Origin of the sequence: Rhizobium sp. B21/90 (assembly GCF_019355815.1) — a bacterium.
Taxonomy (GTDB): domain Bacteria; phylum Pseudomonadota; class Alphaproteobacteria; order Rhizobiales; family Rhizobiaceae; genus Rhizobium; species Rhizobium rhododendri.
Genome location: NZ_CP072165.1, coordinates 95,008 through 117,459 on the forward strand (window position 1 = coordinate 95,008; position 22,452 = coordinate 117,459).

General features: G+C 61.9%; 23 protein-coding genes and 1 pseudogene. 12 read left to right on the top strand and 12 right to left on the bottom strand.

Going from position 1 to position 22,452, the window contains the following annotated elements:
• Positions 1 to 29 precede the first annotated feature (29 nt).
• Together J5278_RS28420 and J5278_RS28425 are read right to left on the bottom strand one after the other, a co-directional pair.
• On the bottom strand, positions 30 to 1,835 hold the full coding sequence (locus J5278_RS28420) for a M23 family metallopeptidase (RefSeq protein ID WP_142824920.1): 1,806 nt from the start codon (positions 1,833 to 1,835) through the stop codon (positions 30 to 32).
• A gap of 174 nt (positions 1,836 to 2,009) precedes the next feature.
• Positions 2,010 to 2,762 carry a tryptophan 2,3-dioxygenase family protein gene (locus J5278_RS28425; RefSeq protein WP_142824919.1) on the bottom strand — a complete coding sequence of 251 codons (753 nt, stop codon included), beginning with the start codon at positions 2,760 to 2,762 and terminating at the stop codon, positions 2,010 to 2,012.
• A 131-nt stretch (positions 2,763 to 2,893) separates the two neighbouring features.
• On the opposite strand from J5278_RS28425, the gene J5278_RS28430 reads away from it, so the two are divergent.
• Together J5278_RS28430 and J5278_RS28435 are read left to right on the top strand one after the other, a co-directional pair.
• Positions 2,894 to 3,376: an Lrp/AsnC family transcriptional regulator gene (locus J5278_RS28430; protein WP_142824918.1), complete on the top strand. Its 483-nt coding sequence runs from the start codon at positions 2,894 to 2,896 to the stop codon at positions 3,374 to 3,376.
• A gap of 158 nt (positions 3,377 to 3,534) precedes the next feature.
• Positions 3,535 to 4,065, top strand: coding sequence for a PAS domain-containing protein (locus tag J5278_RS28435; protein WP_142824917.1), 531 nt, complete (start codon positions 3,535 to 3,537; stop codon positions 4,063 to 4,065).
• Positions 4,066 to 4,092: 27 nt separating this feature from the next.
• On the opposite strand, the pseudogene J5278_RS28440 reads toward J5278_RS28435, so the two are convergent.
• The 3 genes and pseudogenes from J5278_RS28440 to J5278_RS28450 form a co-directional block, all read right to left on the bottom strand.
• Positions 4,093 to 4,761, bottom strand: a pseudogene (locus J5278_RS28440) (SDR family NAD(P)-dependent oxidoreductase); the annotation flags it as partial.
• 70 nt (positions 4,762 to 4,831) lie between these two features.
• Entirely contained in the window at positions 4,832 to 5,128 is a 297-nt protein-coding gene (locus J5278_RS28445; protein ID WP_142824913.1) for a hypothetical protein, read from the bottom strand.
• A gap of 171 nt (positions 5,129 to 5,299) precedes the next feature.
• Positions 5,300 to 5,959, bottom strand: coding sequence for a sulfite oxidase-like oxidoreductase (locus tag J5278_RS28450; RefSeq protein ID WP_209185670.1), 660 nt, complete (start codon positions 5,957 to 5,959; stop codon positions 5,300 to 5,302).
• A gap of 348 nt (positions 5,960 to 6,307) precedes the next feature.
• On the opposite strand from J5278_RS28450, the gene J5278_RS28455 reads away from it, so the two are divergent.
• A complete protein-coding gene (locus J5278_RS28455) occupies positions 6,308 to 6,535 on the top strand; it encodes a hypothetical protein (protein WP_209185724.1) in 228 nt (75 codons plus the stop codon).
• Positions 6,536 to 6,573: 38 nt separating this feature from the next.
• Complete coding sequence (locus tag J5278_RS28460) at positions 6,574 to 7,278, top strand: nucleotidyl transferase AbiEii/AbiGii toxin family protein (protein WP_209185671.1); 705 nt, start codon at positions 6,574 to 6,576, stop codon at positions 7,276 to 7,278.
• A gap of 116 nt (positions 7,279 to 7,394) precedes the next feature.
• On the opposite strand, the gene hutU is transcribed toward J5278_RS28460, so the two are convergent.
• The 4 genes from hutU to hutI all read right to left on the bottom strand — a co-directional run bounded on the left by hutU (position 7,395) and on the right by hutI (position 13,036).
• A complete protein-coding gene (hutU, locus tag J5278_RS28465) occupies positions 7,395 to 9,068 on the bottom strand; it encodes a urocanate hydratase (protein ID WP_209185672.1) in 1,674 nt (557 codons plus the stop codon).
• Between the two features lie 12 nt (positions 9,069 to 9,080).
• Positions 9,081 to 9,887 carry an N-formylglutamate deformylase gene (gene hutG, locus J5278_RS28470; RefSeq protein ID WP_209185673.1) on the bottom strand — a complete coding sequence of 269 codons (807 nt, stop codon included), beginning with the start codon at positions 9,885 to 9,887 and terminating at the stop codon, positions 9,081 to 9,083.
• Between the two features lie 354 nt (positions 9,888 to 10,241).
• Positions 10,242 to 11,777 carry a histidine ammonia-lyase gene (gene hutH / locus J5278_RS28475; protein WP_209185674.1) on the bottom strand — a complete coding sequence of 512 codons (1,536 nt, stop codon included), beginning with the start codon at positions 11,775 to 11,777 and terminating at the stop codon, positions 10,242 to 10,244.
• Positions 11,774 to 13,036: an imidazolonepropionase gene (gene hutI, locus J5278_RS28480; protein ID WP_209185675.1), complete on the bottom strand. Its 1,263-nt coding sequence runs from the start codon at positions 13,034 to 13,036 to the stop codon at positions 11,774 to 11,776. Before hutI ends, hutH (J5278_RS28475) begins: the two co-directional genes overlap by 4 nt.
• A gap of 121 nt (positions 13,037 to 13,157) precedes the next feature.
• Between hutI and J5278_RS28485 the strand changes: the two genes are divergently transcribed.
• Complete coding sequence (locus tag J5278_RS28485; RefSeq protein WP_209185676.1) at positions 13,158 to 14,504, top strand: formimidoylglutamate deiminase; 1,347 nt, start codon at positions 13,158 to 13,160, stop codon at positions 14,502 to 14,504.
• A 43-nt stretch (positions 14,505 to 14,547) separates the two neighbouring features.
• Here J5278_RS28485 and J5278_RS31410 read toward each other — a convergent pair whose 3' ends face one another.
• Positions 14,548 to 14,670, bottom strand: a complete 123-nt coding sequence (locus J5278_RS31410) for a hypothetical protein (RefSeq protein WP_257623516.1) — start codon at positions 14,668 to 14,670, stop codon at positions 14,548 to 14,550.
• A gap of 86 nt (positions 14,671 to 14,756) precedes the next feature.
• Positions 14,757 to 14,906 (bottom strand): hypothetical protein, encoded by a 150-nt coding sequence (locus J5278_RS28490; protein ID WP_162854770.1) that lies wholly within the window; start codon positions 14,904 to 14,906, stop codon positions 14,757 to 14,759.
• 320 nt (positions 14,907 to 15,226) lie between these two features.
• On the opposite strand from J5278_RS28490, the gene J5278_RS28495 reads away from it, so the two are divergent.
• From J5278_RS28495 to solA, 6 genes are all read left to right on the top strand, one after another.
• The gene (locus J5278_RS28495) at positions 15,227 to 16,069 is read left to right on the top strand and encodes a transporter substrate-binding domain-containing protein (protein WP_209185677.1); all 843 of its coding nucleotides are present in this window, start codon (positions 15,227 to 15,229) and stop codon (positions 16,067 to 16,069) included.
• Positions 16,070 to 16,139: 70 nt separating this feature from the next.
• The gene (locus J5278_RS28500) at positions 16,140 to 16,865 is read left to right on the top strand and encodes an ABC transporter permease (protein WP_111221121.1); all 726 of its coding nucleotides are present in this window, start codon (positions 16,140 to 16,142) and stop codon (positions 16,863 to 16,865) included.
• Positions 16,866 to 16,868: 3 nt separating this feature from the next.
• Complete coding sequence (locus tag J5278_RS28505) at positions 16,869 to 17,573, top strand: ABC transporter permease (protein WP_111221120.1); 705 nt, start codon at positions 16,869 to 16,871, stop codon at positions 17,571 to 17,573.
• A gap of 23 nt (positions 17,574 to 17,596) precedes the next feature.
• Positions 17,597 to 18,367: an ABC transporter ATP-binding protein gene (locus J5278_RS28510; RefSeq protein ID WP_142824902.1), complete on the top strand. Its 771-nt coding sequence runs from the start codon at positions 17,597 to 17,599 to the stop codon at positions 18,365 to 18,367.
• A gap of 4 nt (positions 18,368 to 18,371) precedes the next feature.
• Positions 18,372 to 19,862, top strand: coding sequence for a histidine ammonia-lyase (gene hutH / locus J5278_RS28515; protein WP_209185679.1), 1,491 nt, complete (start codon positions 18,372 to 18,374; stop codon positions 19,860 to 19,862).
• Positions 19,863 to 19,878: 16 nt separating this feature from the next.
• Positions 19,879 to 21,033, top strand: coding sequence for an N-methyl-L-tryptophan oxidase (gene solA / locus J5278_RS28520; protein ID WP_142824900.1), 1,155 nt, complete (start codon positions 19,879 to 19,881; stop codon positions 21,031 to 21,033).
• 42 nt (positions 21,034 to 21,075) lie between these two features.
• On the opposite strand, the gene J5278_RS28525 is transcribed toward solA, so the two are convergent.
• The gene (locus tag J5278_RS28525) at positions 21,076 to 21,258 is read right to left on the bottom strand and encodes a CopG family antitoxin (protein WP_142824899.1); all 183 of its coding nucleotides are present in this window, start codon (positions 21,256 to 21,258) and stop codon (positions 21,076 to 21,078) included.
• Between the two features lie 216 nt (positions 21,259 to 21,474).
• Here J5278_RS28525 and J5278_RS28530 point away from each other — a divergent pair, with 216 nt between their 5' ends.
• A complete protein-coding gene (locus J5278_RS28530; protein WP_209185680.1) occupies positions 21,475 to 22,419 on the top strand; it encodes an arginase family protein in 945 nt (314 codons plus the stop codon).
• The last annotated feature ends 33 nt before the right edge of the window (positions 22,420 to 22,452 follow it).

Here is a 22,452-nt window from a genome sequence, read left to right on the forward strand (position 1 = left end):
GTCGCCAACTTAACGCATCAAGAGGCCGCTCAACGGTGGATGTGGCCCGCATGATCCTGGAACAGGCCGAAGGGCCTGTCCATCGGCAGCGAGGAGCGTGAAACCTCCGGTGTCGGCACGTCAAGGTAGCTCATGATGCTGTCGACATGATCGACCTGCGATCGGAGGCTGTCGAGGGAGGCACCGGTCAGGTTTGTCCCGGCCGGCAGCTTGGCCGTCAGCGGGTTTTCGTAGCGGCCATTGACGCGGAGTTCGTAGTAGAGATGCGGGCCGGTGGAATAGCCGGTCGACCCGACATAGGCGATCACCTGGCCCTGCTTGACGCGCTGCCCGACTTTCAAGCCGGAGGGCGTGGCCGAGATGTGCGCGTAGGTGGTCTCATAGCCGCCATCGTGGCGGATGCGGATATATTTGCCGTATCCGACCTCGGTGGAGATCAGTTCGACCGTGCCGTCGCCTGCCGCCATGATCGGGCTGCCCATCGGTGCGCGGAAATCGACCCCGTTGTGGAATTTCCGCACTCCGAGGATCGGGTGGATGCGCCAAGCAAAGCCGTCTCCCAGCTGTCCGTTGGGGACAGGCTTGGGATTCAGCACCTTGGCGACCGAATGGCCTTTTTCGTCATAATATTCAGACGAGTCTGTTCCGTCCTTGTGCAGATAAAAGCGGTGCGCCTCGTCACCGGAGTGAAACTCGATGAACATCAGCTCGCTGTCGCTGTCATCGGCTTTGCGGAACAGCAGATCGACGCTGTCAGGCGTACCGGTGGTGCCGGCCAGCGGAATGCCCTTGGCAGCGGCAAGCTTTACGAGGCGCTCGATTGCCGTGTCCGACAAGCCGGCTTTCGTCAGGCGCTCCCGCACGTCCTTCTGGTCGCCACTGCCGAGATCCTTCAGGTCGACGGCAGCGACTTCTGAGGAAGACGGCGCATCCGGCTGGCCTTCGCTGTAAAGCGTTGAAAACAGCCGGTCATCTGCCAGCGGCTTGAACCCGTTGGAATCGTCGCTGGCCACCACCCGCTCGCTGCCGTTCTCGCTCCGCAACTTGGCGAGCACCAGCTTTGGCGAACCCTCCGCGCGGCCCTTTTCCATCAGCAGTTCGAGACTATCGCCCGGCACGACCGTATCCGTTGCCAGCGCCTGGACCAGTTGCTCACGACGGTCCTCCGCGATACCGGCGGTCTTCAGGATATCGGTAAGATCCTGGCGGCTTTTCGGCATGGACACCAGCCGCTGGAATTCCCGGTGCGGCTGCGTGGTACCCGCCGTCGCCACACTGACATTCAGCGGAACGCCGCGTATCGGGAAACGCGACCGGCGCTGCGAGGCAAAATTTGCCGATCTCGGATAGATGCTGTCGGCAAAAGTTGCCACTGCTGGCGTCGCAATCGGTGTGTCGGCCTCGTTTTCCTCGGTGAAGGAAGAGGCGACCGGCGCATCCCGCTGCTCGCTATCGCCATTGAAGACCAGCGTCAGCCGGTGATAGGTGAAAATACGCGTTTCCCCCGTCGACAGCTTTTCGGCCACCTGGGCAAAGCGCGAGCCGTCGAAGTGACGCTTCGCCTCGAGACGGTTGCCCTTCAGTGCGAGAGGCATCGGCTGGACGATCTGGGCGGGAGGAACGAACACCGGCAACGCCACGGCGCTGCGGGTGATCAGCGGATAAAGCACACCTGCCAGCAGCGCCATCGATCCGGCGCTGGCAAGTCCGAGCGCGATGAGATGACGTGCATGGGCGGAGCGCGGAAAAAACGGCAGGTGGAATGTTTCATGATGCGGCTGCGCCGGTATCGCCGCTTCCGCGGGGAACTGGACGTAAAGCGGACCTTCAGTCATGAAAACGGATTGCCCTCGGATTTAGCTCGCCCCAAATTATGGGAGAACGTGGCCAAAACTAGGCGAGCCGACACCCGTCGTCAATATACACAGCCTGACACAATCCCTGCGCAAGTTTCGAGACGCTTACACATCCCAGGCGCAAGTTTCAGCGGAGTTGCGCGGCGAGCTGCCTTATTCTGCCACGGCCTCCGGCTTCGAGATACTGTCCCTGACGACGCCATACTGGCTACCCCAGGCGTCCGTCATCGAACAGCGGACATCCCAGAGATCGGGGAAAAAGCGGTGCCGGGCGCCGGCTTGCAGAAGATCTACCGGCCGACCCTTCAGCGATTTTGATCCAAGCCCGATCGAGCGGTGGATGAGGTAGACATGGTTGGCGCGGAACTTCTGGAAAAGTTCGTCGAACTCTATCAGCGCCTCGGCCACCACATAGCTGTCACCATGGTCGTACTTGCCGTCATAGACATCGTCGACGGTGAGGCCCTTTCCATCCAGATAGGTCGCCTTGAAGGCTCGCCAGAGATCGGCAGGCATACGCAGCAGCAGTTTGAAGCCCGGTGACTCCTGTCCGCTGCCATTGCCGAGTTGAAGGCGGATTTCCTGGTATTCCTTCGGCGACATCGTTTCCAGCATATCGAGTTGCGTGGTCATCATCCGCATCAGCCGGTGCACCCGGCCCATCAACGTGACGATACGGTGGGGATTGTCTTCCTCGATGTAGCCGATCACCTCGACCAGCGTGTAGGCGATGAGCTTCATCCACAGCTCCTCTACCTGGTGGACGATCTGAAACTGCAGTTCGTCTGCATTGGCCATTTCAGACAGAGGCTTCTGGCAGGTAAGCAGCTTGTCGCACTGCAGATAGACGCCGTAATCCTTCATATCGGGTGTCTCGATACGCTCCCAGTATTCCTGCTTATCCATTTTGGTCCCCTTATTGAGCAGCTCTTTTTCGGAAGAATACGAAATATTCTCTCGAACATTGTTCCTTTCTGTCATGCAGTATGCGTAGCTGATAGAACGATCGCTCTGTTTTAGCGCGAAGAGAGAGAACGATGATCTTAAGCCCGGTGGATCTCAAAATCGTTTCGGCGCTGGAAGGCGATGCCCGCATGTCGTTCGCAGCGCTGGCCGAGCAGGTCGGGCTGAGCAAGACGCCCTGCTGGAAGCGCGTCAAGGCTCTGGAGGCTGCCGGTCTCATCCGGGGATACACCACGACGCTCGATCCGGCCCAGCTCGGCTTCGGCCTCGAGGCGTTTGTCCAGGTATCTATCGATTTCGAACTGTCGGACGCGTTCGAGGAAGCAGTCCGGAAAAACCCGCTGATCTGGCGCTGTCATGCGACGACCGGCGACGCCGACTACCTGCTACATATCCTGGCCGTCGACATGGTGGCACTCGATCGCCAGCTGCGTCAGGAGCTCAGCCGCCTGCCGGGCGTGCGCCGAACGGTCACGTCGATGTCGACGCGGGAGATCAAGACTGAGATCTCCTTCGTGGCCGCTGTCCGGCACGCGAGTGAAATGCAAGGGCGGTGAGGCAGGCACGTCGGCAAGTCGATGATTTTCCGGCATGACGCGGGTACTTACGACGCATTCTGACGAGGAAACGTCGATATTTTTCAGCGCCATGCCCTTTTGTCCCTTGCAGAGGCCTGCCCGCGCGCTCATGTTGAATAACGGGCATGGAGAGGTACATGGCAAAAGACAAGATTTTGGTCCGGAATTCGCAGCCATCTCCGATGGACTCGGGAGTTTTCACCTGGGATATCGAAACCGACCAATTCTTCGCCGATAGCGCTTTCGCCTCCCTTTTCGGCCTAGATCCGTCAGAAACGATGGTCGGCCTGCCGATGGAGCGATACCTCGATCGCGTCCATCCGGAAGATAAGGCGCGTGTGGCAAAAGCCGTGCATGAAGCCGTGGTTTCGGGGTATCCCTGCCAGCAAAATTACCGCGTCCGGTCTGCAAGAGGTTTTTATACCGAGATCATGGCCTTCGGCCGCTGCTTTCGAAACGCAGACGGCACACCCTCGCAATATGCAGGCATCGTTTTCCCCGTCGTGCCCGTCGTCGAGGAGAGCGCGACGTTGCAGGATCTCTGCTCGCAAGCCCACCGTGCCGCGCTGAAAAGCGGTCGGCTGGATATCGCAAGGACACTGCGTGACGTTCTCGACGACCTTGCCGAGGAGCCGGCGCCAGCGCGGCTTCAACACCACCCGCACTGAGGGCCAGGACGGCTTTTGGGGCTGGGACTAGGTGAGATTGATACCGCCGTCCAGCAACAGTATCTCTCCCGTCGCATAGTCCGAAGAGACAAGCATCCAGACAGCGTGCGCGATGTCTTCCGGTGTCGCCGCCCGGCGCATCGGCGAATGGTTTCGCCACAAATCCTGTGCGGCAGTCCAGTCCGCCGTCAGCGGCGTATCGACCAGACCGGGCGCGACGGCATTGACGCGGATATCGGGTGCCAGCGACAGGGCCATCAGCTGCGTCGCATGGTTGAGTGCCGCCTTTGCAGCAGCGTAGGGGATGGAGGCACCCTTGGGGCGGATACCGGCATGGGAGGAAATATTGACGACAGAGCCCGGTCGTCCCGTGCCAGCGGCTGCTCGCAGCGCCGGTTCTGCCTCGGCCACCAGCCGGAACGGCGCGACGACGTTGACCTCGTAGAGCTCATGCCAGATCGCCGGCGTGGCCGCAGCCATATCGGAATGGGGAATGACGCGGCTGATGCCGGCATTGTTCACAAGCACGTCGAGCCGGCCCCATTGGGCAACCGCCCCGGCGACCAGCCTTGCCCTGTCGGCATCGACAGCGAGATCGGCCTGGATATAGGTCGCCATCGGCAGCATGCTTGCAAGCGCCAGCCCGGCGTCAACAGACGACCGGGAATGGAGGACGATTGTACCGCCAGCCGTTGCTTTTTTCTGGCAACGGCTTTGCTGCTACGGACATAGAGGCCGCTTGAGGCGAGACCGCGCCACGCCGCCCTTACGGGCAGTCAGAAAGCGGTGCAGCATCGAAAGTGTTGCTGCGCATCACAGACGTCGTCGGGTTTGAATCGCACTGGATACGGATCGGCGTGCGGTTGGTGGTGCCCGTGAACGGCAGGTCGACATTGATGATACCGCTTGGCGAGATTGCATCCTTGGAGTGATCGATAACGGCGCTGTAAACGGTAACTACGCGCGGACCTTTTGGAGTGACGCGCAGGGTGAGCGGCTCCGCGACAACAGCGGTAGCCATGCTCAAAGCGAGTGTCGAGGCGGCAAATAATTTGAGAAACATCATGCTCTCCTGTCATTGTGATATGCGATGGCAGGGGAACACATGGAGCGGGGCTAAGTTCCGTGCCCCGCTGCGATCACGGTAAAATTGAAGAGCCGACAGGCGTCACTCTCGGCTCAATTGCGCCGAGTGCGTTTGAGGTATCGGCAAATTGCCGGCGTAATGTCGAGTTCAGTCTTCCGTGTAGCGCTGCTCCCGCCAGGGATCGCCGCGCATGTGATAGCCGTTCTTCTCCCAGAAACCAGCCTTGTCCGATTTCATAAGATCGATGCGGCGCAGCCATTTGGCGCTCTTCCAGAGATAGAGATGCGGCACAACGAGGCGCATTGGTCCGCCGTGATCGCGGCTAAGCGGCTGGCCTTCCCAGGCGGTCGCAAGGATGGCGTCCTCGGCCGCGAAATCGGCCAGCGGCAGGTTCGTCGTATAGCCGTCATAGCTGGTCAGCATCACGTAGTCGGCATCCGCCTTGGGCATGACTTGATCGAGAAGATCGCGGGTGGAAACCCCGTCCCATTTGTTGTCATAGCGCGACCATGTGGTGACGCAGTGCATGTCACTGACCTTGCTGCTTTGCTCAAGGGCGCCGAATGCCGCCCAGTCGAGCGATAGCGGCGCCTCGACCCGGCCACCGACCTCCAGCCGCCAGCTGGAAATCGCGATCTCCGGCTGGGTGCCGAGATCGAGCACCGGCCAGTTCTTCACCAGATGCTGCCCCGGCGGCAAACGTTCGCTCTCCGCCCGGCTGATGCGACCGGTCAGAAACTTGCCCTCCGCCGCCCACCGCCGCTTGGAAGTGGTCAGCTTGCTATCCGAAACCGGCTCGTCCGTCATCCTGATGTCCCTCGTCATTCCGCCGCGTGAAGAACAAGAACTACCCGACCATACGCGCCGCGACAACACTGTCTGCGCCAGCGAGCGGTGGTGGATCTTTTTCGGGGCGTTGGTGCCGCGGTTCCTTTTGTTTTTCGTTGAAAGACCGGGATCAAGCCGTTTCGTCAATCAGCAAAAAACTACGATATCTTAGATAAAGACCCGAGCTTTCATAGCTCTTATGACATCCATAACAAGTGAACGACAGTCACGCAATTAACTTCACGACCCTGCCTCGAATGCCTTCGAACTTGATTACAAAAATCGGCCGCTCTTCCCCGGACACCGATCTTGGCCTATTATGCCACCATGACAATCAATGCCGATATGATGATCGTTCCTGCAGATTACCCGGAGCTTGCCCTGATAGTGTGGAGCCGGGATGCGACACGCCCGGTTGCCGCAGCCGAGGCGTTTGCAATTTACGAGCGGAACTGGCGCTTTGTCGATCGGCAGCGACTGACACCCAGTGAGAAAGCCCTTATCGAAGAGCTGACCGCTCGGTTCGGACACGGGGAACTATTGGTTTCAAGGTAGCCGCCACGCACCCGGTCGCCACAGAGGGCAGGAACCACATGACTGACTTCCAGCGACCGGAGCATCGGATAATTGCCAAGGCATTGAGGCTTATGGATCCGACACTTCTCGTGTTAAATCGTTGCTGGTTTGCCGGAGGCACGGCCGTTGTCATGATGCACGGCGAATACCGTCGTTCCCTCGACGTAGACTTCCTTTGTGCCGATATGGATGGCTACCGTGCCATGCGCAGCCTCGCCGTCGAAAAGGGTGTCGGTGGCCTGTTTGCGGCGCCGGTTACAGCCTTACGCGAAGTGAGGGCAGATCAGTATGGCGTACGCACGCTGCTCTCGCTCGACGAACAAACGATCCGTTTCGAAATCGTTCGGGAAAGCCGCATTCCGCTGGACGGCATAATGAATGCTGGGCTCGGCGTACCAGTCCTTTTGCCGAGCGACATGATGGCGGAGAAATTGCTTGCCAATGCCGACCGGTGCCAGGATCGCGCAGTCGCATATCGCGATGCAATCGATCTCGGCATGCTGATAGATCATCACGGCGCGATTTCGCAAGACGCAGTCACGAAGGCGGAAAATGCCTATGGCGGCGATATCGGACGCAAAGCTTTGTGGGTCGTTGACAGGTTGGCCGACAGGGTGGAATTACAGCACGTTTGCGATGCGTTGCAGATGAAACGTGAAGATGCTGCGCGCGCCATGTCGGCGTTGTCACGCGAAGTTCTCCGCTTTTGGCACCGTTCCTAGATCACCAGCGGGACTTACTCGCGTCGTGCCGGAAAAAATCGCCAATCCACGCCCCGCTGCGACTCAATCCCCCAAGGCCGCCACCAAAGGCGGCGGCCTTTACCGACCTCGCGAGCTCAGTTGCCGAGAATTCCCGGCAGGCGCAGGCCCTTTTCCTTGGCGCAGTCGATAGCGATTTCGTAGCCGGCGTCGGCGTGGCGCATGACGCCGGTGGCGGGGTCGTTCCAGAGGACGCGGGCGATGCGGCGGGCGGCGTCTTCCGAGCCGTCGCAGCAGATGACCATGCCGGCATGCTGTGAAAAGCCCATGCCGACGCCGCCGCCGTGATGGATCGATACCCAGGTGGCGCCCGAGGCGGTATTCAGCAGGGCGTTGAGCAGCGGCCAGTCGGAGACGGCGTCCGAGCCATCCTTCATAGCCTCGGTCTCGCGGTTCGGCGAGGCGACGGAGCCACTATCGAGATGATCGCGGCCGATGACGACGGGCGCCGAAAGCTCGCCGTTCTTGACCATTTCGTTGAAGGCCAGACCGATCCGGTCGCGGTCGCCGAGACCCACCCAGCAGATGCGGGCGGGCAGGCCCTGGAAGGCGATGCGTTCACGCGCCATGTCGAGCCAGTTGTGCAAATGGGTGTTACCGGGCGTCAGTTCCTTCACCTTGGCGTCGGTCTTGTAGATATCCTCCGGATCGCCCGACAGCGCCGCCCAGCGGAACGGGCCGATGCCGCGGCAGAACAGCGGCCGGATATAGGCCGGGACGAAGCCGGGGAAGGCGAAGGCATTCTCCAGACCCTCGTCTTTCGCGACCTGGCGGATGTTGTTGCCGTAATCGAGCGTCGGCACGCCGGCGTTCCAGAAATCGACCATGGCGGCGACGTGGATCTTCATCGAGGCGCGCGCAGCGGCCTCGACTTCCTTCGGCGCAGTCTCCTGTTTGGACTTCCATTCGGCCACGGTCCAGCCAAGCGGCAGGTAGCCGTGCAGCGGATCGTGGGCGGAGGTCTGGTCGGTGACGATATCCGGCCGGACGCCGCGCTTGAAAAGCTCGGGGAATATTTCGGCGGCATTGCCGATCAGCGCGATCGACTTTGCCTCGCCGGCCTTGGTCCAGGCATCGATTTTGGCAAGCGCCTCGTCGAGGCTGTCGGTCTTTTCGTCGACATAGCGGGTGCGCAGGCGGAAATCGGCGCGGGTTTCGTCGCATTCGACGGCGAGGCAGCAGGCACCGGCCATGACCGCGGCGAGCGGCTGCGCGCCGCCCATACCTCCGAGACCGCCGGTGAGGATCCATTTGCCCTTGAGGCTGCCGCCATAGTGCTGGCGTCCTGCCTCGACGAAAGTCTCATAAGTGCCCTGAACGATGCCTTGGGCGCCGATATAGATCCACGAGCCGGCCGTCATCTGGCCATACATCGCAAGGCCCTTTTTATCGAGCTCGTTGAAATGATCCCATGTCGCCCAGTGTGGCACGAGGTTGGAATTTGCGATCAGCACGCGCGGCGCATCCTTGTGGGTGCGGAACACGCCGACCGGCTTGCCGGATTGCACCAGCAGCGTCTCTTCTTCGGTGAGCGTCTTCAGGGTCGCGACGATGCTGTCGAAGTCTTCCCAGGTGCGTGTCGCCCGGCCGATACCGCCGTAGACGACGAGTTCGTTGGGGTTTTCGGCGACGTCAGGGTCGAGATTGTTCATCAGCATGCGCAGCGGCGCTTCTGTCATCCAGCTCTTGGTGGTGAGCTCCGGCCCGCGCGGCGCGCGGATCTCGCGGATGTTGTGGCGTGAATTGGTCATGGCGAAATCCCCTTAGCTGATGAGGTCGAGCGCGATCTGTTCGATGCGCGACAGGATGGATTTGAGCGGAATGCGCAGCGCCTCGGCCTTTTCAGGATCATAGGCGAAGGGCGGAGCTTCGGCGGCTAGATGGGTCGATTGCGCCAGCTCCATCTGGATGGCATGGACGCCCGATGCCGGCTGGCCATAATGACGGGTCGTCCAGCCGCCCTTGAAACGGCCATTCAGCGTGCTGGTGTAGCCGACCGCTCCAGCGGCGATGGCCACGGTTGCAGCCTCGATCTCCGGCGCGCAGGTCTTGCCCATATCGGTGCCGATGTTGAGATCCGGAAGCGTGCCCTCGAACAGGAAGGGAATGTGGGCACGGATCGAGTGGCAGTCATAGAGCACGGCAATGCCATGGATCGCCTTGACGCGTGCGATCTCGGCAGCGAGGGCCGCATGATAGGGTGCATGGAAGGCGGACAGCCGGGCGTGGGTGTCGCCGTCGGAAGGCTCGGCACCATCCTTCCAGATCGGCTTGCCGTCGAAATCCGTACCCGGGATCAGGCCGGTGGTATTTTGACCGGGATAAAGGCTCGATCCATCGGGATCACGATTGGCGTCGATGACATAGCGATGGAAGGTGGCCCGCACAGTCGTCGCGTCGTCGAGCAGGCCGTCGTAGAGCCGGTGGATGTGCCAGTCGGTATCGGCGAGAACGCGGCCATTGTCGTTAAGCCGCTCCCAGATATCCGCTGGTACGTCGGTGCCTGTATGGGGGAAGGCGAGCACAACGGGCGAGGAGCCCTGGCGGACTTCGAAAACAGGTACGCTCATTGACTGGTCTCCTTGGCTTGCGCAGATGTAAAATCGGCATACGCAACGCCCACCCCGTCACCCCGGTGGCCAACTATCCGCTCGTTGGCGTCCAGACTACGCATGGCCGCTGCACCCGCGACGGCACCAACCACACCCTCATTCCTGTGCCTGTCACAGGAATCTAGCCACGGCGCGTCTGCGCCGTGAAAGGACACTTTTGAAGCGAAGGAAGCCTCCTGCGCCGCAGACGCGGCGCACTGGATCCCTGTGACGAGCACAGGGATGAGGGAAGTTGGGAGGGCGCCCGCTGGTCCCCACGGCCTGGGCGACCTTGGCGTCCATAAACTGCCGCTTGGAATAGCCTCCATGTGATCAACCCTCCAGCGCCGGCAGGATGCCGCGCGACACCGATGCATTCAGTGTGCCAGATGATACCAGGTCGCTGGCTGCTGCAAGGTCGTTTGCCATGTAGCGGTCCTCGTCGAGCGTCGGCACGACGCGGCGGATGGCGGCGACTGCGGCGGTGAGTTCGGCGCTGGTGACCAGCGGCGCGCGGAACTCGATCCCCTGGGCCGCCGTTAGCGCTTCGATTCCGATTATGCCAAACAGGTTGTCGGTCATCTGCAGCAGTCTGCGGGCGCCGTGGCAGGCCATGGAGACGTGGTCCTCCTGGTTGGCGGAGGTCGGTGTGGAATCGACCGAGGCCGGGTGCGACATCTGCTTGTTCTCCGACATCAGCGCGGCAGATGTTACCTCGGCGATCATCAGTCCGGAATTGAGCCCGGGCTTTTTGGCAAGGAATGCCGGCAGGCCATGCGACAGCGCCGGATCGACCAGGAGCGCAATGCGGCGCTGGGCGATGGCGCCGATCTCGCAGACGGCGAGCGCGATCTGGTCTGCGGCGAAGGCCACGGGCTCGGCGTGGAAATTACCGCCGGAGACGACGGAATTGTCTGACAGCACCAGCGGATTGTCGGTCACCGCATTGGCTTCGATCTGCAGCGTTTTCGCCACTTGGCGCAACAGATCGAGGCAGGCGCCGTCGACCTGTGGCTGGCAGCGGATGCAATAGGGATCCTGGACGCGCTCGTCGCCCTCGATATGGCTTGCGCGGATGACCGAATTGTCGAGCAGCGCCCGCAACGCCGCCGCCGTGTCGATCTGGCCCTGATGGCCGCGCAGGGTGTGGATATCGGCATGAAACGGCGCCGACGAGCCCATCGCCGCATCGGTCGACAGCGCTCCTGTGATCAGCGCCGCCTGGGCGGCCCTGTGGGCGCGGAAGAGGCCTGCGAGCGCCAGCGCCGTCGAGGTCTGCGTGCCGTTGATCAGCGCCAGGCCTTCCTTAGCGGCCAGCACTATCGGCGTCAGCCCGGCCTTTTCCAATGCCGCACCACCGCTCATTCGTTCGCCGGCTAAAAATGCTTCTCCTTCACCCATCATGACCGCCGCCATGTGGGCGAGCGGCGCGAGGTCGCCGGAGGCGCCGACAGAGCCTTTTTCCGGAATGACGGGGATAACGCCCCTCTCAAGCATCGCCTCGATCAGCCGTACCATTTCGAGCCGCACGCCAGAGGCGCCGCGCCCGAGCGACACCAGCTTCAGGGACATGATCAGCCGGACGATATTCTCGGCCAGGGGCTGGCCGACGCCGCAGCAATGGGAGAGGATCAGATTGCGCTGCAGCGTCGCGACATCGGCACGGTCGATCTTGATCGACGCCAGTTTGCCGAAGCCGGTGTTGATGCCATAGACCGGCGCATTGCCGGCGGCAATCTCGGCGATACGGGCGGCGGCGCGCTCGATACCGGCGTCGAACGAGCGATCGAGGACGACAGCTTCGCCCGTCCAGTAGATAGTCGAGAGATCGGCGAGCGTCACCGAGCCTGGATGGAGTGTGATGGTCATCGATCGATCCTCTCGCCCTTGAACAGGTGCGCATAAAGCGGATTGAAACCAATCCGGTAGACAAGTTCGGCCGGGCTATCGACGTTCCAGATGGCGAGATCCGCCGATTTCCCGACCTCGATAGTTCCGGTTTCAGCAAGCACGCCTAGGGCCCGCGCGGCCTCGCGGGTCGTCCCGGCAATGCACTCCTCGACCGTCAGGCCGAACAGGGTCGCCGACATGTTCATGGTGAGCAGCAGGGATGTCAGCGGCGAGGTGCCGGGATTGCTGTCGGTGGCAATGGCGATCTTCACCCCGGCGTCTCGCAACAGCTTGACCGGCGGCTTCTGCTTCTCGTTGATGGCATAGAAGGCGCCGGGCAGCAGCACGGCCACCGTGCCGCTCGCGGCAAGTGCAGCCACGCCTGCAGCATCCAGATATTCGAGATGATCGGCCGACAGGGCCCCGTAGGATGCAGCGAGCCTGGCGCCACCGAGATTGGAAAGCTGCTCGGCATGCAGCTTGACCGGCAGGCCGAGCGCCTTGGCAGCGTCGAACACCCGGGCGATTTCTGATGGCGAGAATGCGATACCTTCGCAAAATCCGTCGACGGCATCGATGAGGCCTTCCGCCGCGCCCTGCCGCATGCCGGGAAGCACAACCTCGTCGATATAGGCATCGTTGCGCCCCTTGTAGTCGACGGGCGTCGCGTGTGCTGCGAGATAGGAGGTGACGACGCGGACGTGACGGATGCGCTCAATGGCTCGGGCGGCGCGCAATATCCGCAGTTCGGCGTCGACGTTCAGCCCGTAGCCGGATTTGATTTCGATAGTGGTCACGCCTTCGGCCAGCAGCGTATTTAGCCTCGGCAAGGCGGCCGCGACCAGTCCTTCGACGGACAGGGCGTTGGTGGCATTGACCGAGGAAACGATGCCGCCACCGGCGCGCGCAACTTCTTCGTAGGTAGCGCCTTCGAGCCGCATCTCGAACTCGCGGGCGCGATTGCCGCCATAGATGATGTGCGTGTGGCAATCTACCAGCCCGGGTGTCACCCAGCGACCTTCAAGGTCGAGGATATCGGCGGTCTCGATAGCCCAGACCGGCAATTCGCTCTCCGGACCCGCATAGGCAATGAGCCCATTTTCGACGACGATTGCAGCCTTTTCGATAATGCCAAGGCCGGGCAGGCGGCTGTCCAGCGTCGCAAGGCGGGCGTTGCGCAGCAGACGGGGGCGGCCTAGAAATGCGGTATTCTGTTCGGAGGAATTGTTCCCGGTCATCAGCTTTGCGCCTTTCTTTATGGCCTAACATGTATATACATAATAGTCGTGTGACAAGCAAAAATATGGCAGCTGGCGAGGAACCTAGGACGGATCGCCCGCAAATAGAAGGGGAATGCCGATGGTTGGACTTCACGCAGGATCAGCCCTTTTGCCAACCGGCTGGCAGAAGAACGTACGCATAGAGATTGCCGACGGGCGCATCGTCAGCATCGCTGCGGGCGTACCGGCTGAGGCAGCCGACGAGCGCCACGCAGTGCTCGTACCCGCCATGCCAAACCTGCACAGCCACGCTTTCCAGCGGGCGATGGCAGGTCTTGCCGAAGTGCGAGGCCCCGGCAGCGACAGTTTCTGGAGCTGGCGGACGGTGATGTACAAGTTCGCCCTGACGATGACGCCCGAGGATGTCGAGGCGGTCGCGGCCGAACTCTATATGGAGATGCTGGAGGCCGGCTTTTGCCGCGTCGGGGAATTCCACTACCTGCACCACGACAAGGACGGTAGGCCCTATGCCAACATCGCCGAATTGGCCGAACGCATCGGCGCTGCCAGCAGTCAAGCCGGCATCGGACTGACGCTGCTGCCGGTGCTTTACGCGCGGTCCGGTTTCGGAGGCGGTCAGCCGATCGAGGGCCAGCGCCGCTTTATCAATACGCCGGATAGCTTTGCGACGCTGATGGAGGGATGCCGGCAGGTGATTGGCGCACTGGAAGGCGGCGTGCTCGGCCTTGCGCCGCATAGCCTGCGGGCGGTGACGCCGGAAGAACTGAGTTTTGCCGCAGAGCTTGGGCGGAACGGGCCAATCCACATCCACGTCGCAGAGCAGGTCAAGGAAATCGAGGACTGCATTGCGTGGTCCGGCGCACGGCCCGTCGAATGGATGCTCGACCATGCCGATGTCGATGCGCGCTGGTGCCTGATCCATGCGACACATATGACGGAGGATGAAACGACACGCATGGCGAAGAGCGGCGCCGTGGCAGGCCTCTGCCCGATCACCGAGGCCAACCTTGGAGACGGGACATTTCCTGCCCCGCAGTTCCTGTCAGAGGGAGGGCGGTTCGGCATCGGCTCGGACTCGAACGTCCTGATCTCGGTGCCTGAGGAGTTGCGCCAGTTGGAGTATTCACAGCGCCTCGACCTCCGCGCCCGAAACGTAGTCGCACCGCAAAACGGCTCAACCGGTCGCGCTCTGTTCGATCAGGCGTTGGTGGGCGGTGGTATCGCGCTCCAAACCGCGACAGGGCTGGAAAAAGGAAACTACGCCGATCTCGTGTCACTCGATGTATCGGCCGTGCCCTATCTGGAAGGCGACCAGTTGCTGGATCACTGGATGTTTGCCGGAGGCGTACGGGTCGACAGTGTCTGGGCACTTGGGCGGAAGCAGGTCAGCGGTGGAAGGCATATCGGGCGAGACGGGATCCGAAAGCGGTTCGTCGCTACCATGACGCGTCTGCTTTCAGTTTAGAAAAAAGATATCCCGTCCGCGAGAGCAGGTGCAAGCTTATTACCTAGTTGATGGACGCTTCCAGCTTGGAACCCTTGCCGGTCAGCTCTTCGCCCGCCGGTGTCAGCATCGACAGGCTGAGAACAGACACCACCATGATCGTTACGACGGCTATCATTACTCGCATTGGACTTTTCCTTGTGAACTTGCCCGACAAACGCACCGCGTAGTAGACAGTTCCGTAGGTGGGGTCCTCCGCCCGACAATACCAGCTTACTGCTGCGGATTTGCACCAGGTTGCTGCGGCGCAAACGGCTCGGCCTGGCGGATGGTGTGCGTCGGATTGACCAGCAGAATGCTGAGCACGATCATCACCAGAGCAAGAATGAGAGTGAGACCGATCAATAGGGGGCGAATGGCCATCGGCGGCTGTCTCCGTTCATCACCGAAATTTGAGAATCATAGATCTATCAGAAATGCTTGAAGTTTCTGAGGCATATCCGGCATTTTCATAAATATAGACTTATGTCGCAGCGAGGCCTATGCGAGACGCAGACTGGATCGCCCAATCCTTGAGCAGCAATCAAATTTGCATATTAAATAAGGGGCGGCTTGCCGCGCCTCCGAAATCTCATATGGTGCATTGGCTTTAAACCATTTTCCACCGAGGCCATGTCGAGGCAGCAACCTGGCACAGACCGGCAGTGCAACGACGCGGCCAATTTTGCCCCAGAGGAGAGACCATGAAAATCAATGCATTGCTACTATCGGGCGCCGTGGCGCTGGCCACCCTTGCCGGACCTGCCGCCGAAGCCAAGGATTGGAAAACCGTCACCATCACGCTCGAAGGCGCCTATGCGCCCTGGAACATGACCAATGCCGACGGTACGCTGGGCGGCTTCGAGCCGGAGCTTGCCAAGGTGCTTTGCGAAAAGGCCAAGGTCGAGTGCAAGCTCGTGGCCTCCGATTGGGACGGCATGATCCCGGCGCTCAACGCCGGCAAGTTCGACATCATCATGGATGCCCTGTCGATCACCGACGAGCGCAAGCAGGTCATCGACTTCACCATTCCCTATGCCGCCACCCCGGCAGCCTTTGCCGTTGCCAAAGACAGCCCGCTGGCCAACGCAGCCGGTACCGGCAAGACGATCACCATGGCGCCCGGCCAGACCGGCGTGGCGGAGATCGAAGCGCTGAAGACAGCCTTCAAGGGCAAGACCATCGGCATCCAGGCAGCCACCGTCTACGCCAAGTTCGTCTATGACAACTTTGCAGACATCGCCACGATCCGCGAATACAAGACCGGCGCAGACCGCGACCTCGACCTGCAGAACGGCCGCATCGACCTCGGCTTCGACGACGCCGTCTATTTCGAAACCGCCTTCGAAGCTGCCAACGGAGCGCTCGGCTTCTCCGGCCCGCAGATTGCGGGACCCATCTGGGGTATCGGCGAAGGCCTCGGCGTTCGCAAGTCCGATACAGACCTGCGCGACATGTTCAGCGCAGCCATCAAGTCGGCACTCGACGATGGCACCGTCAAAGCCCTGTCGATGAAGTGGTTCAAGACCGACGTCAGCCCGAAATAACCTATCGAACCGATGCCTCCGGTCGATAGGGCCGGGGGCATCCGCTGTTTTCGCCATTTCGGAATAACAGATGTCGACATTGCAACTGCTGGGCTTCGGTTCGACCGGGTGGGGCGCCCTGCTTCTCGTGGCAACGCTGCTGACGCTCGCCGTCACTGCAGCGGCGCTGGCAATCGGCGCCATTCTCGGCACCCTCGTCGCCGCAGCCAAGCTTTCCGGCAACAGGCTTCTGTGGGCGCTCGGCCATGCCTACACCACCGTCTTTCGCGGCGTGCCTGAACTGCTGATCATCTATCTCATCTATTTCGGCGGCTCGAGCGCCCTGACCTCCATCGGCAAGGCACTGGGCTACGACGGCTTCCTTGGCCTGCCGTCCTTTGCCGCCGGCGCCCTTGCCGTGGGGGTCATCTCCGGCTCCTACCAAGCTGAAGTGTTTCGCGGCGCCTACTTGGCGATCTCGAAGGGCGAACTAGAAGCCGCCTCGGCGATCGGCATGGGCACGCGACTGCGCTTCCGCCGGATCATCCTGCCGCAGGTGCTCAGGCTTGCCATCCCCGGCCTCGGCAATGTCTGGCAGCTGAGCCTCAAGGATTCGGCCCTGATCTCGGTTACCGGGCTCGCCGAACTGATGCGCACCAGCCAGGTGGCGGCCGGCTCGACGCGGCATTATTTCCTGTTTTTCATCGCCGGCGGGTGCCTCTACCTGATCCTGACCAGCCTTTCCGACCAGGTTTTCAACCGCGCCGAACGTCGCGCCAACCGCAGCATGCCGTCGGCAACGATGGGGAAGGCCTGAGCCATGGATATCGCCTTCCTGTCATCGACCATGGCCACGTTGCTCGCCGCCCTGCCGATGACGCTGGCCCTGTTCATCACGTCGATCACCCTTGGCGGCCTGCTGGCGCTGGGGCTCGTCTGGATGCGCACCGGCGGCAATCCGATCCTTTCGGGCTTCGCCAAGGCCTATATCTTCGTGTTTCGCGGCTCGCCGCTGCTGATCCAGATGTTCCTGATCTTTTACGGCCTCGGCCAGTTCGGGATCATCCGCTACTCGTTTCTCTGGCCGCTGCTGCGCGAGCCCTTTGTCTGCGCCGTGCTGTCGCTGGCGCTCTGCACGGCCGGCTACACGGCAGAAATCTTTCGCGGCGGCATCCGCGCCGTTTCGCCGAAGGAGATCGAGGCGGCCCGCTCGATCGGCATGTCCGGCTTCCTGCTGGTGCGCCGCATCTTGGCACCCATCGCCTTCCGCCATGCGCTGCCGGCCTATTCGACCGAGATCGTTCTGATGTTGAAGTCTACGGCGCTCGCAAGCCTCGTCACCGTCTGGGAGGTAACCGGCGTCGCACAGCGGCTGATCTCGCACACCTACCGGACGATGGAGGTGTTTCTCTGCGCCGCCGTCATCTATCTCGTCCTGAATTTCATCATCCTGCAGGCCTTCGGTCTGCTCGAATATCGCCTCTCCCGCCATCGCCGCGCCGCGCCGCAGGCTTTGAAGGCATAATTGCAGTCTGAACTGGAGCGACCATGGCCCGCGTCAACCGACTTTCGGTCCGCAATATCCGCAAGAGCTTTGGCACCCACGAGGTGCTGCGCGGCATTTCGCTGGATGCCGAGGACGGCGACGTCATATCCCTGCTCGGCGCTTCCGGCTCCGGCAAGTCGACATTCCTCCGCTGCATCAACCTTCTCGAAGTCGCCAACGACGGCGAAATCTGGGTGGATGGCGAGCAGATCCGCATGATCCACAAGAACGGGCGGAGCAAGCCGGAGAGCAACCGCCAGGTCGACCATATCCGCTCGGAACTCGGCATGGTGTTCCAGTCGTTCAATCTCTGGTCCCACATGACAATCCTGCAGAATGTCATCGAAGGCCCGATCCACGTGCTGAAGCGGCCTCGTGCGGAAGCCATCGCCGACGCCGAGGCGCTGCTCGAGAAGGTCGGCATCGCGGACAAGCGTCATGCCTATCCGGCCCATCTCTCCGGTGGCCAGCAGCAGCGCGCGGCGATTGCCCGGGCGCTGGCGATGAAGCCGAAGGTCATGCTGTTCGACGAACCAACCTCGGCGCTGGATCCGGAACTGGTTGGCGAGGTGCTGCGCGTCATGCGAGCGCTGGCAGAAGAGGGCATGACCATGCTGGTCGTCACCCACGAGATGAGCTTTGCCCGCAACGTCTCCAACCGCGTCGTCTTCATGCGCGAAGGGCTGATCGACAGTTCCGGCAGCCCGGAAGAGATGTTCGGCGGCGGCGGCTCGCCGGCTTTCCGCCAGTTCATCGGCAATTTCGGAAGTTGATCCCATGACCGTCACTCTCGAAGCAAAGCTCGGCTGGCGCGACGTCGCGGCCATCGCAGGCGGCGAAAGCCTGTCGCTCGCCCCCGCAGTCTGGGCGCGCATCGACAATGCCAGCCGCATCGTTGCCCGCATCGTCGAAACGGGCCAGCGGGCCTACGGCATCAATACCGGCGTCGGCGCCCTGTCGGATACGGTGGTAGACCTCGCATCGCAGAGCAAGCTGTCACGCAACATCATCCTCAGCCATGCCTGCGGCGTCGGACCGCTTCTGTCCCGGCGCGAAGTCAGGGCGATCATCGCCGCCCAGATCGCCAATTTTTCCCACGGCTATTCCGGTGTGCGCCGCGAGATCGTCGACCACCTCCGGACGTTTCTCGACAAGGACTGCATTCCCGACGTCCCCTCCAGGGGCTCGGCAGGCTACCTCACCCACAATGCCCACACGGCGCTGGTGCTGATCGGCGAGGGGACGGCCCATGTTGCAGGACAGCCGATGACCGGTGGACAGGCGCTTGCGGCAATCGGCCTTGCGCCGCTGGTGCTGGGCGCCAAGGAGGGTCTCAGCCTCGTCAACGGTACGGCCTGCGCTACCGGGCTTTCCTGCGTGGCACTGGCGCGTGCAGCCAATCTTCTCGACTGGGCGGATGCCATTGCCGCGCTGACGCTCGAGGCAGCCGGCGGACAGATGGCAGCCTTCGACGAGACCGTGCTCGCCCTCAAGGTTTCGGATGGCGTCCAGAAAGTCGGCGCATCGTTACGGCGGCGGCTCGCCGGCAGCGGTCTGATTGCGGCATCGCTCGGCAAACGCACGCAAGATGCCCTCAGCCTGCGCGCAATCCCGCATGCCCACGGCGCAGCCCGCGATGTCTTCGAAAATTCCGCCCGCGTGGTCGACCAGGAACTGGCCTCCGTCACCGACAATCCGGCCGTCTACGGCACGCCGGACCATCCCGTCGTCTCCTCGGAGGCCCATGCCGTGTCGCCGGCACTCGGCCAGGCAGCGGACGGCCTTGCGATTGCGTTGGCGCAGATCGCTGCGATGAGCGAACGCCGGATGGACCGACTGGTCAATCCACTGGTGAGCGGCCTGCCGCCGTTCCTCGCCAGCGACGCAGGCAGCCATTCCGGCCTGATGATCGCCCAGTACAGTGCGGCAGCGCTCGCCAACGAAAACCGTCGACTGGCTGCTCCCGCCAGCACCGATGGCGGCCTGACATCGGCGTTGCAGGAGGATTTTCTCGCCCATCCGACCGCGGCCGCCAACAAGTTGCTCGCGGTGCTCGACAACGCCGAGTACATCTTTGCGATCGAACTGATGGCAGCCGCACAGGCACACGATTTCGTGTCCCACGTGGCAGCACGCGCCGATGGCACAGAGACGATTTACCGGCTTGTCCGCAGCCGCGTCGCGCATTATGCCGACGACCGTCCGCTTGGCGGCGACATCGAGGCGATCAGGTCGCTGATCCGCGACGTGCCACCGCCGCCTCACTGAAATCGGGAATGTAGCCATGACACCGCAATTCGACGTCGCCGTCATCGGTCTCGGTGCCATGGGCAGCGCGGCCCTGTCGCATCTTGCCGCCCGCGGCGTGCAAGCCATCGGCATAGATGCCTACTATCCGGCCCATACGCTGGGCTCTTCCCATGGCGACAGCCGGCTTATCCGGCTCGGCTATTTCGAGGACCCGTCCTATGTGCCGCTGCTGCAGCGGGCCTATGCCAACTGGCGGGCACTGGAAGGGCGGCTGCGCAGCGAAGTCCTGACAATCACCGGCGTGCTGCAAATCGGCGCGCCCGACAGCACTATCGTGACAGGCACGCGCGCCTCCTGCAAATTGCACGATCTTACCATCGAAGAGCTGGACCGGGCGGCGATGAAGGCGCGGTTTCCGGTGTTCTCACTGGATGCCGGCGAGATCGCCCTGCTCGATCCTCAGGGAGGCTATATCCGCCCGGAAGCGGCTGTCGCGGGCTATATAAGGCTTGCCGCCGAAGACGGTGCCGTGCTGCATTTCGGCGAGAAAGTCACCGGGATCGAGCCTGACGACGCCGGCGTGACTGTTACGTCTGCCGTGGGCAAGTATCGGGCAAACAAGGTGATCGTCGCCACCGGGTCGTGGATTTCTGAACTCGTGCCGCAGTTGAAAGAGCATGCAGTGCCGATCCGGCAGGTGGTCGCCTGGTACCAGCCGCGCGACGGCTTCGTGACCCAGCCGCAGCGCATGCCCGCCTTCATACGCGACGAAGGCGACGACGGCTCCTATTTCGGATTTCCGGCCATCGGCGTCGACGGGGTCAAGATCGGTCGCCATGCGCATTTCCGCGAACCGATCGATCCGAACGAGCCCAATCCACCGGTGAACGACGCCGATACGGCGCTCCTCGACGCCTTCATCGCCAGGCGCCTGCCCGCTGCGAACGGGCTGCGCGTCAACGCCATTACCTGCCGCTACACCATGCTGCCGAGCGAGGATTTTCTGATCGACCTGATGCCCGGCAACCCGCGCATCGTCGTCGCCTCGCCCTGTTCCGGCCACGGCTTCAAGTTCACCAGCGTCATCGGCGAAATACTCGCAGACCTCGCTCTCGATGGCCGAACAGACCTGCCGATCTCCGCATTCTCGTTTGGCACGATGGAGAGATTTCTCGCGGCGCGGAAGTGAGGGTCATGGTGATGGCTTGCGTGCCGTTTGCGGCCACAGTTTTTATGAGTCAGTGCGCGGCCCGTTATCTGGCTCAGACGACATTGCACTCTTTTTCAGGTTGGGAAGCACTACGGTCTGGGTTTTGCTCCAATCGAGATAAAGCGCGGAATCGTTATCTTCCCAGAACGCGCGCTCTTCCGTTTCATTTTCGAATGCAGGTATAGCAGCAATAGGCTTGTTCACTTCGATGCCTTTCCTGCTGACAGCATAGTGGGCGGAAACGACACTCTTGGCTTTGCGCCGCGGAAACACTCAAGGCACATTGATTGAGAAATGGGTCGAACTCAAACTATTTCGGTCCGTTGCCCCCTATCGACACGTTGCCAGCGATGCGCGAGCATCTGAGGAAGAGCGCCTAGGCAAGTCCAGAGCGATGCACCATCGAACGAGGAGCAATATATGCACACCGATCTCACCGAAACATTGAAGGGTGCGCGCCAGACATTCCTCGACATTCCGGCTGCAGTCATGCCACGCGCCGGCTCGGTTGCGATCTTCGGTGCCGTGCACGGCACACCCTATCCAGATGCCACTAATCAAGAGGGCGAGACAGGTCCCGAGGCAGTTCGCAGGGCAATTACAGCTGCGTGCGTCCATCTCGAAAACTGGGACTTCGATTTCGGCGGCCCCTTGCTGAATGACGGCGCGCTCGAGGTCATTGACCTCGGCGATGTCGTCACCGATCCACAGGATGCGGCCGCCAACCGCGAAAATATCGAGCGCACGACGCGCGCCGTCCTTGCCGCCGGTGCCATTCCCGTGCTGATCGGCGGTGACGATTCCGTCGCCATCCCGTTCATGCGCGGCCTCGGAGCAGCAGGGCCGCTGCATGTTCTCCAGATCGACGCCCATATCGACTGGCGCGACAACATTGGCGACGAAAGGCTCGGTTACTCCAGCACGATGCGCCGGGCGTCGGAACTGCCGTTCGTTGCATCCATGATGCAGGTCGGCATCCGCGCCGTCGGCAGCGCGCGGCAGGCGGAGGTTGAAGCGGCGGAAGCCTGGGGCTCGCGGCTGGTGACGGTGTCGGAAACGCGACGGCTGGGATTGGGTACCGTGATCGGCGGCATTCCGAGAGACGGTGCGGTGCTGATCCATATCGACTGCGATGCAATGGATCCCGGAACGTGCCCGGGCGTCAACGCCGTATCGCCGGGCGGATTTTCATTCGAGGAAATGACCACGCTGATCGCCGAAGCGTTACGAGGTCGCCGGCTGGCCGGGTTCTCCATCGTCGAATTCCAGCCACGGGCGGATATCAGCGACATCTCCGCCATCGTGGTCGGTCGCCTCGTCTGCCATGTCCTCGGCCATCTCGCCCGAGGCGCTCTCAGCCCGTGAAAAACAGAAATAGGTAACGGCGGCCGGGGGCGG

What these genes read in the sequence shown, in the direction of transcription:
- J5278_RS28510 (WP_142824902.1), top strand. Translation starts at nt 17,597, where the DNA reads ATGGCCCGCGTCAACCGACTTTCGGTCCGCAATATCCGCAAGAGCTTT.
- hutU (WP_209185672.1), bottom strand. Translation starts at nt 9,068, where the DNA reads ATGACCAATTCACGCCACAACATCCGCGAGATCCGCGCGCCGCGCGGG.
- solA (WP_142824900.1), top strand. Translation starts at nt 19,879, where the DNA reads ATGACACCGCAATTCGACGTCGCCGTCATCGGTCTCGGTGCCATGGGC.
- J5278_RS28505 (WP_111221120.1), top strand. Translation starts at nt 16,869, where the DNA reads ATGGATATCGCCTTCCTGTCATCGACCATGGCCACGTTGCTCGCCGCC.
- J5278_RS28430 (WP_142824918.1), top strand. Translation starts at nt 2,894, where the DNA reads ATGATCTTAAGCCCGGTGGATCTCAAAATCGTTTCGGCGCTGGAAGGC.
- hutG (WP_209185673.1), bottom strand. Translation starts at nt 9,887, where the DNA reads ATGAGCGTACCTGTTTTCGAAGTCCGCCAGGGCTCCTCGCCCGTTGTG.
- J5278_RS28530 (WP_209185680.1), top strand. Translation starts at nt 21,475, where the DNA reads ATGCACACCGATCTCACCGAAACATTGAAGGGTGCGCGCCAGACATTC.
- J5278_RS28425 (WP_142824919.1), bottom strand. Translation starts at nt 2,762, where the DNA reads ATGGATAAGCAGGAATACTGGGAGCGTATCGAGACACCCGATATGAAG.
- J5278_RS28435 (WP_142824917.1), top strand. Translation starts at nt 3,535, where the DNA reads ATGGCAAAAGACAAGATTTTGGTCCGGAATTCGCAGCCATCTCCGATG.
- J5278_RS28490 (WP_162854770.1), bottom strand. Translation starts at nt 14,906, where the DNA reads ATGGCCATTCGCCCCCTATTGATCGGTCTCACTCTCATTCTTGCTCTG.
- J5278_RS28500 (WP_111221121.1), top strand. Translation starts at nt 16,140, where the DNA reads ATGTCGACATTGCAACTGCTGGGCTTCGGTTCGACCGGGTGGGGCGCC.
- hutH (WP_209185674.1), bottom strand. Translation starts at nt 11,777, where the DNA reads ATGACCATCACACTCCATCCAGGCTCGGTGACGCTCGCCGATCTCTCG.
- J5278_RS28495 (WP_209185677.1), top strand. Translation starts at nt 15,227, where the DNA reads ATGAAAATCAATGCATTGCTACTATCGGGCGCCGTGGCGCTGGCCACC.
- J5278_RS28420 (WP_142824920.1), bottom strand. Translation starts at nt 1,835, where the DNA reads ATGACTGAAGGTCCGCTTTACGTCCAGTTCCCCGCGGAAGCGGCGATA.
- J5278_RS28485 (WP_209185676.1), top strand. Translation starts at nt 13,158, where the DNA reads ATGGTTGGACTTCACGCAGGATCAGCCCTTTTGCCAACCGGCTGGCAG.
- hutH (WP_209185679.1), top strand. Translation starts at nt 18,372, where the DNA reads ATGACCGTCACTCTCGAAGCAAAGCTCGGCTGGCGCGACGTCGCGGCC.
- J5278_RS28445 (WP_142824913.1), bottom strand. Translation starts at nt 5,128, where the DNA reads ATGTTTCTCAAATTATTTGCCGCCTCGACACTCGCTTTGAGCATGGCT.
- hutI (WP_209185675.1), bottom strand. Translation starts at nt 13,036, where the DNA reads ATGACCGGGAACAATTCCTCCGAACAGAATACCGCATTTCTAGGCCGC.
- J5278_RS28455 (WP_209185724.1), top strand. Translation starts at nt 6,308, where the DNA reads ATGACAATCAATGCCGATATGATGATCGTTCCTGCAGATTACCCGGAG.
- J5278_RS28450 (WP_209185670.1), bottom strand. Translation starts at nt 5,959, where the DNA reads ATGACGGACGAGCCGGTTTCGGATAGCAAGCTGACCACTTCCAAGCGG.
- J5278_RS31410 (WP_257623516.1), bottom strand. Translation starts at nt 14,670, where the DNA reads ATGCGAGTAATGATAGCCGTCGTAACGATCATGGTGGTGTCTGTTCTC.
- J5278_RS28460 (WP_209185671.1), top strand. Translation starts at nt 6,574, where the DNA reads ATGACTGACTTCCAGCGACCGGAGCATCGGATAATTGCCAAGGCATTG.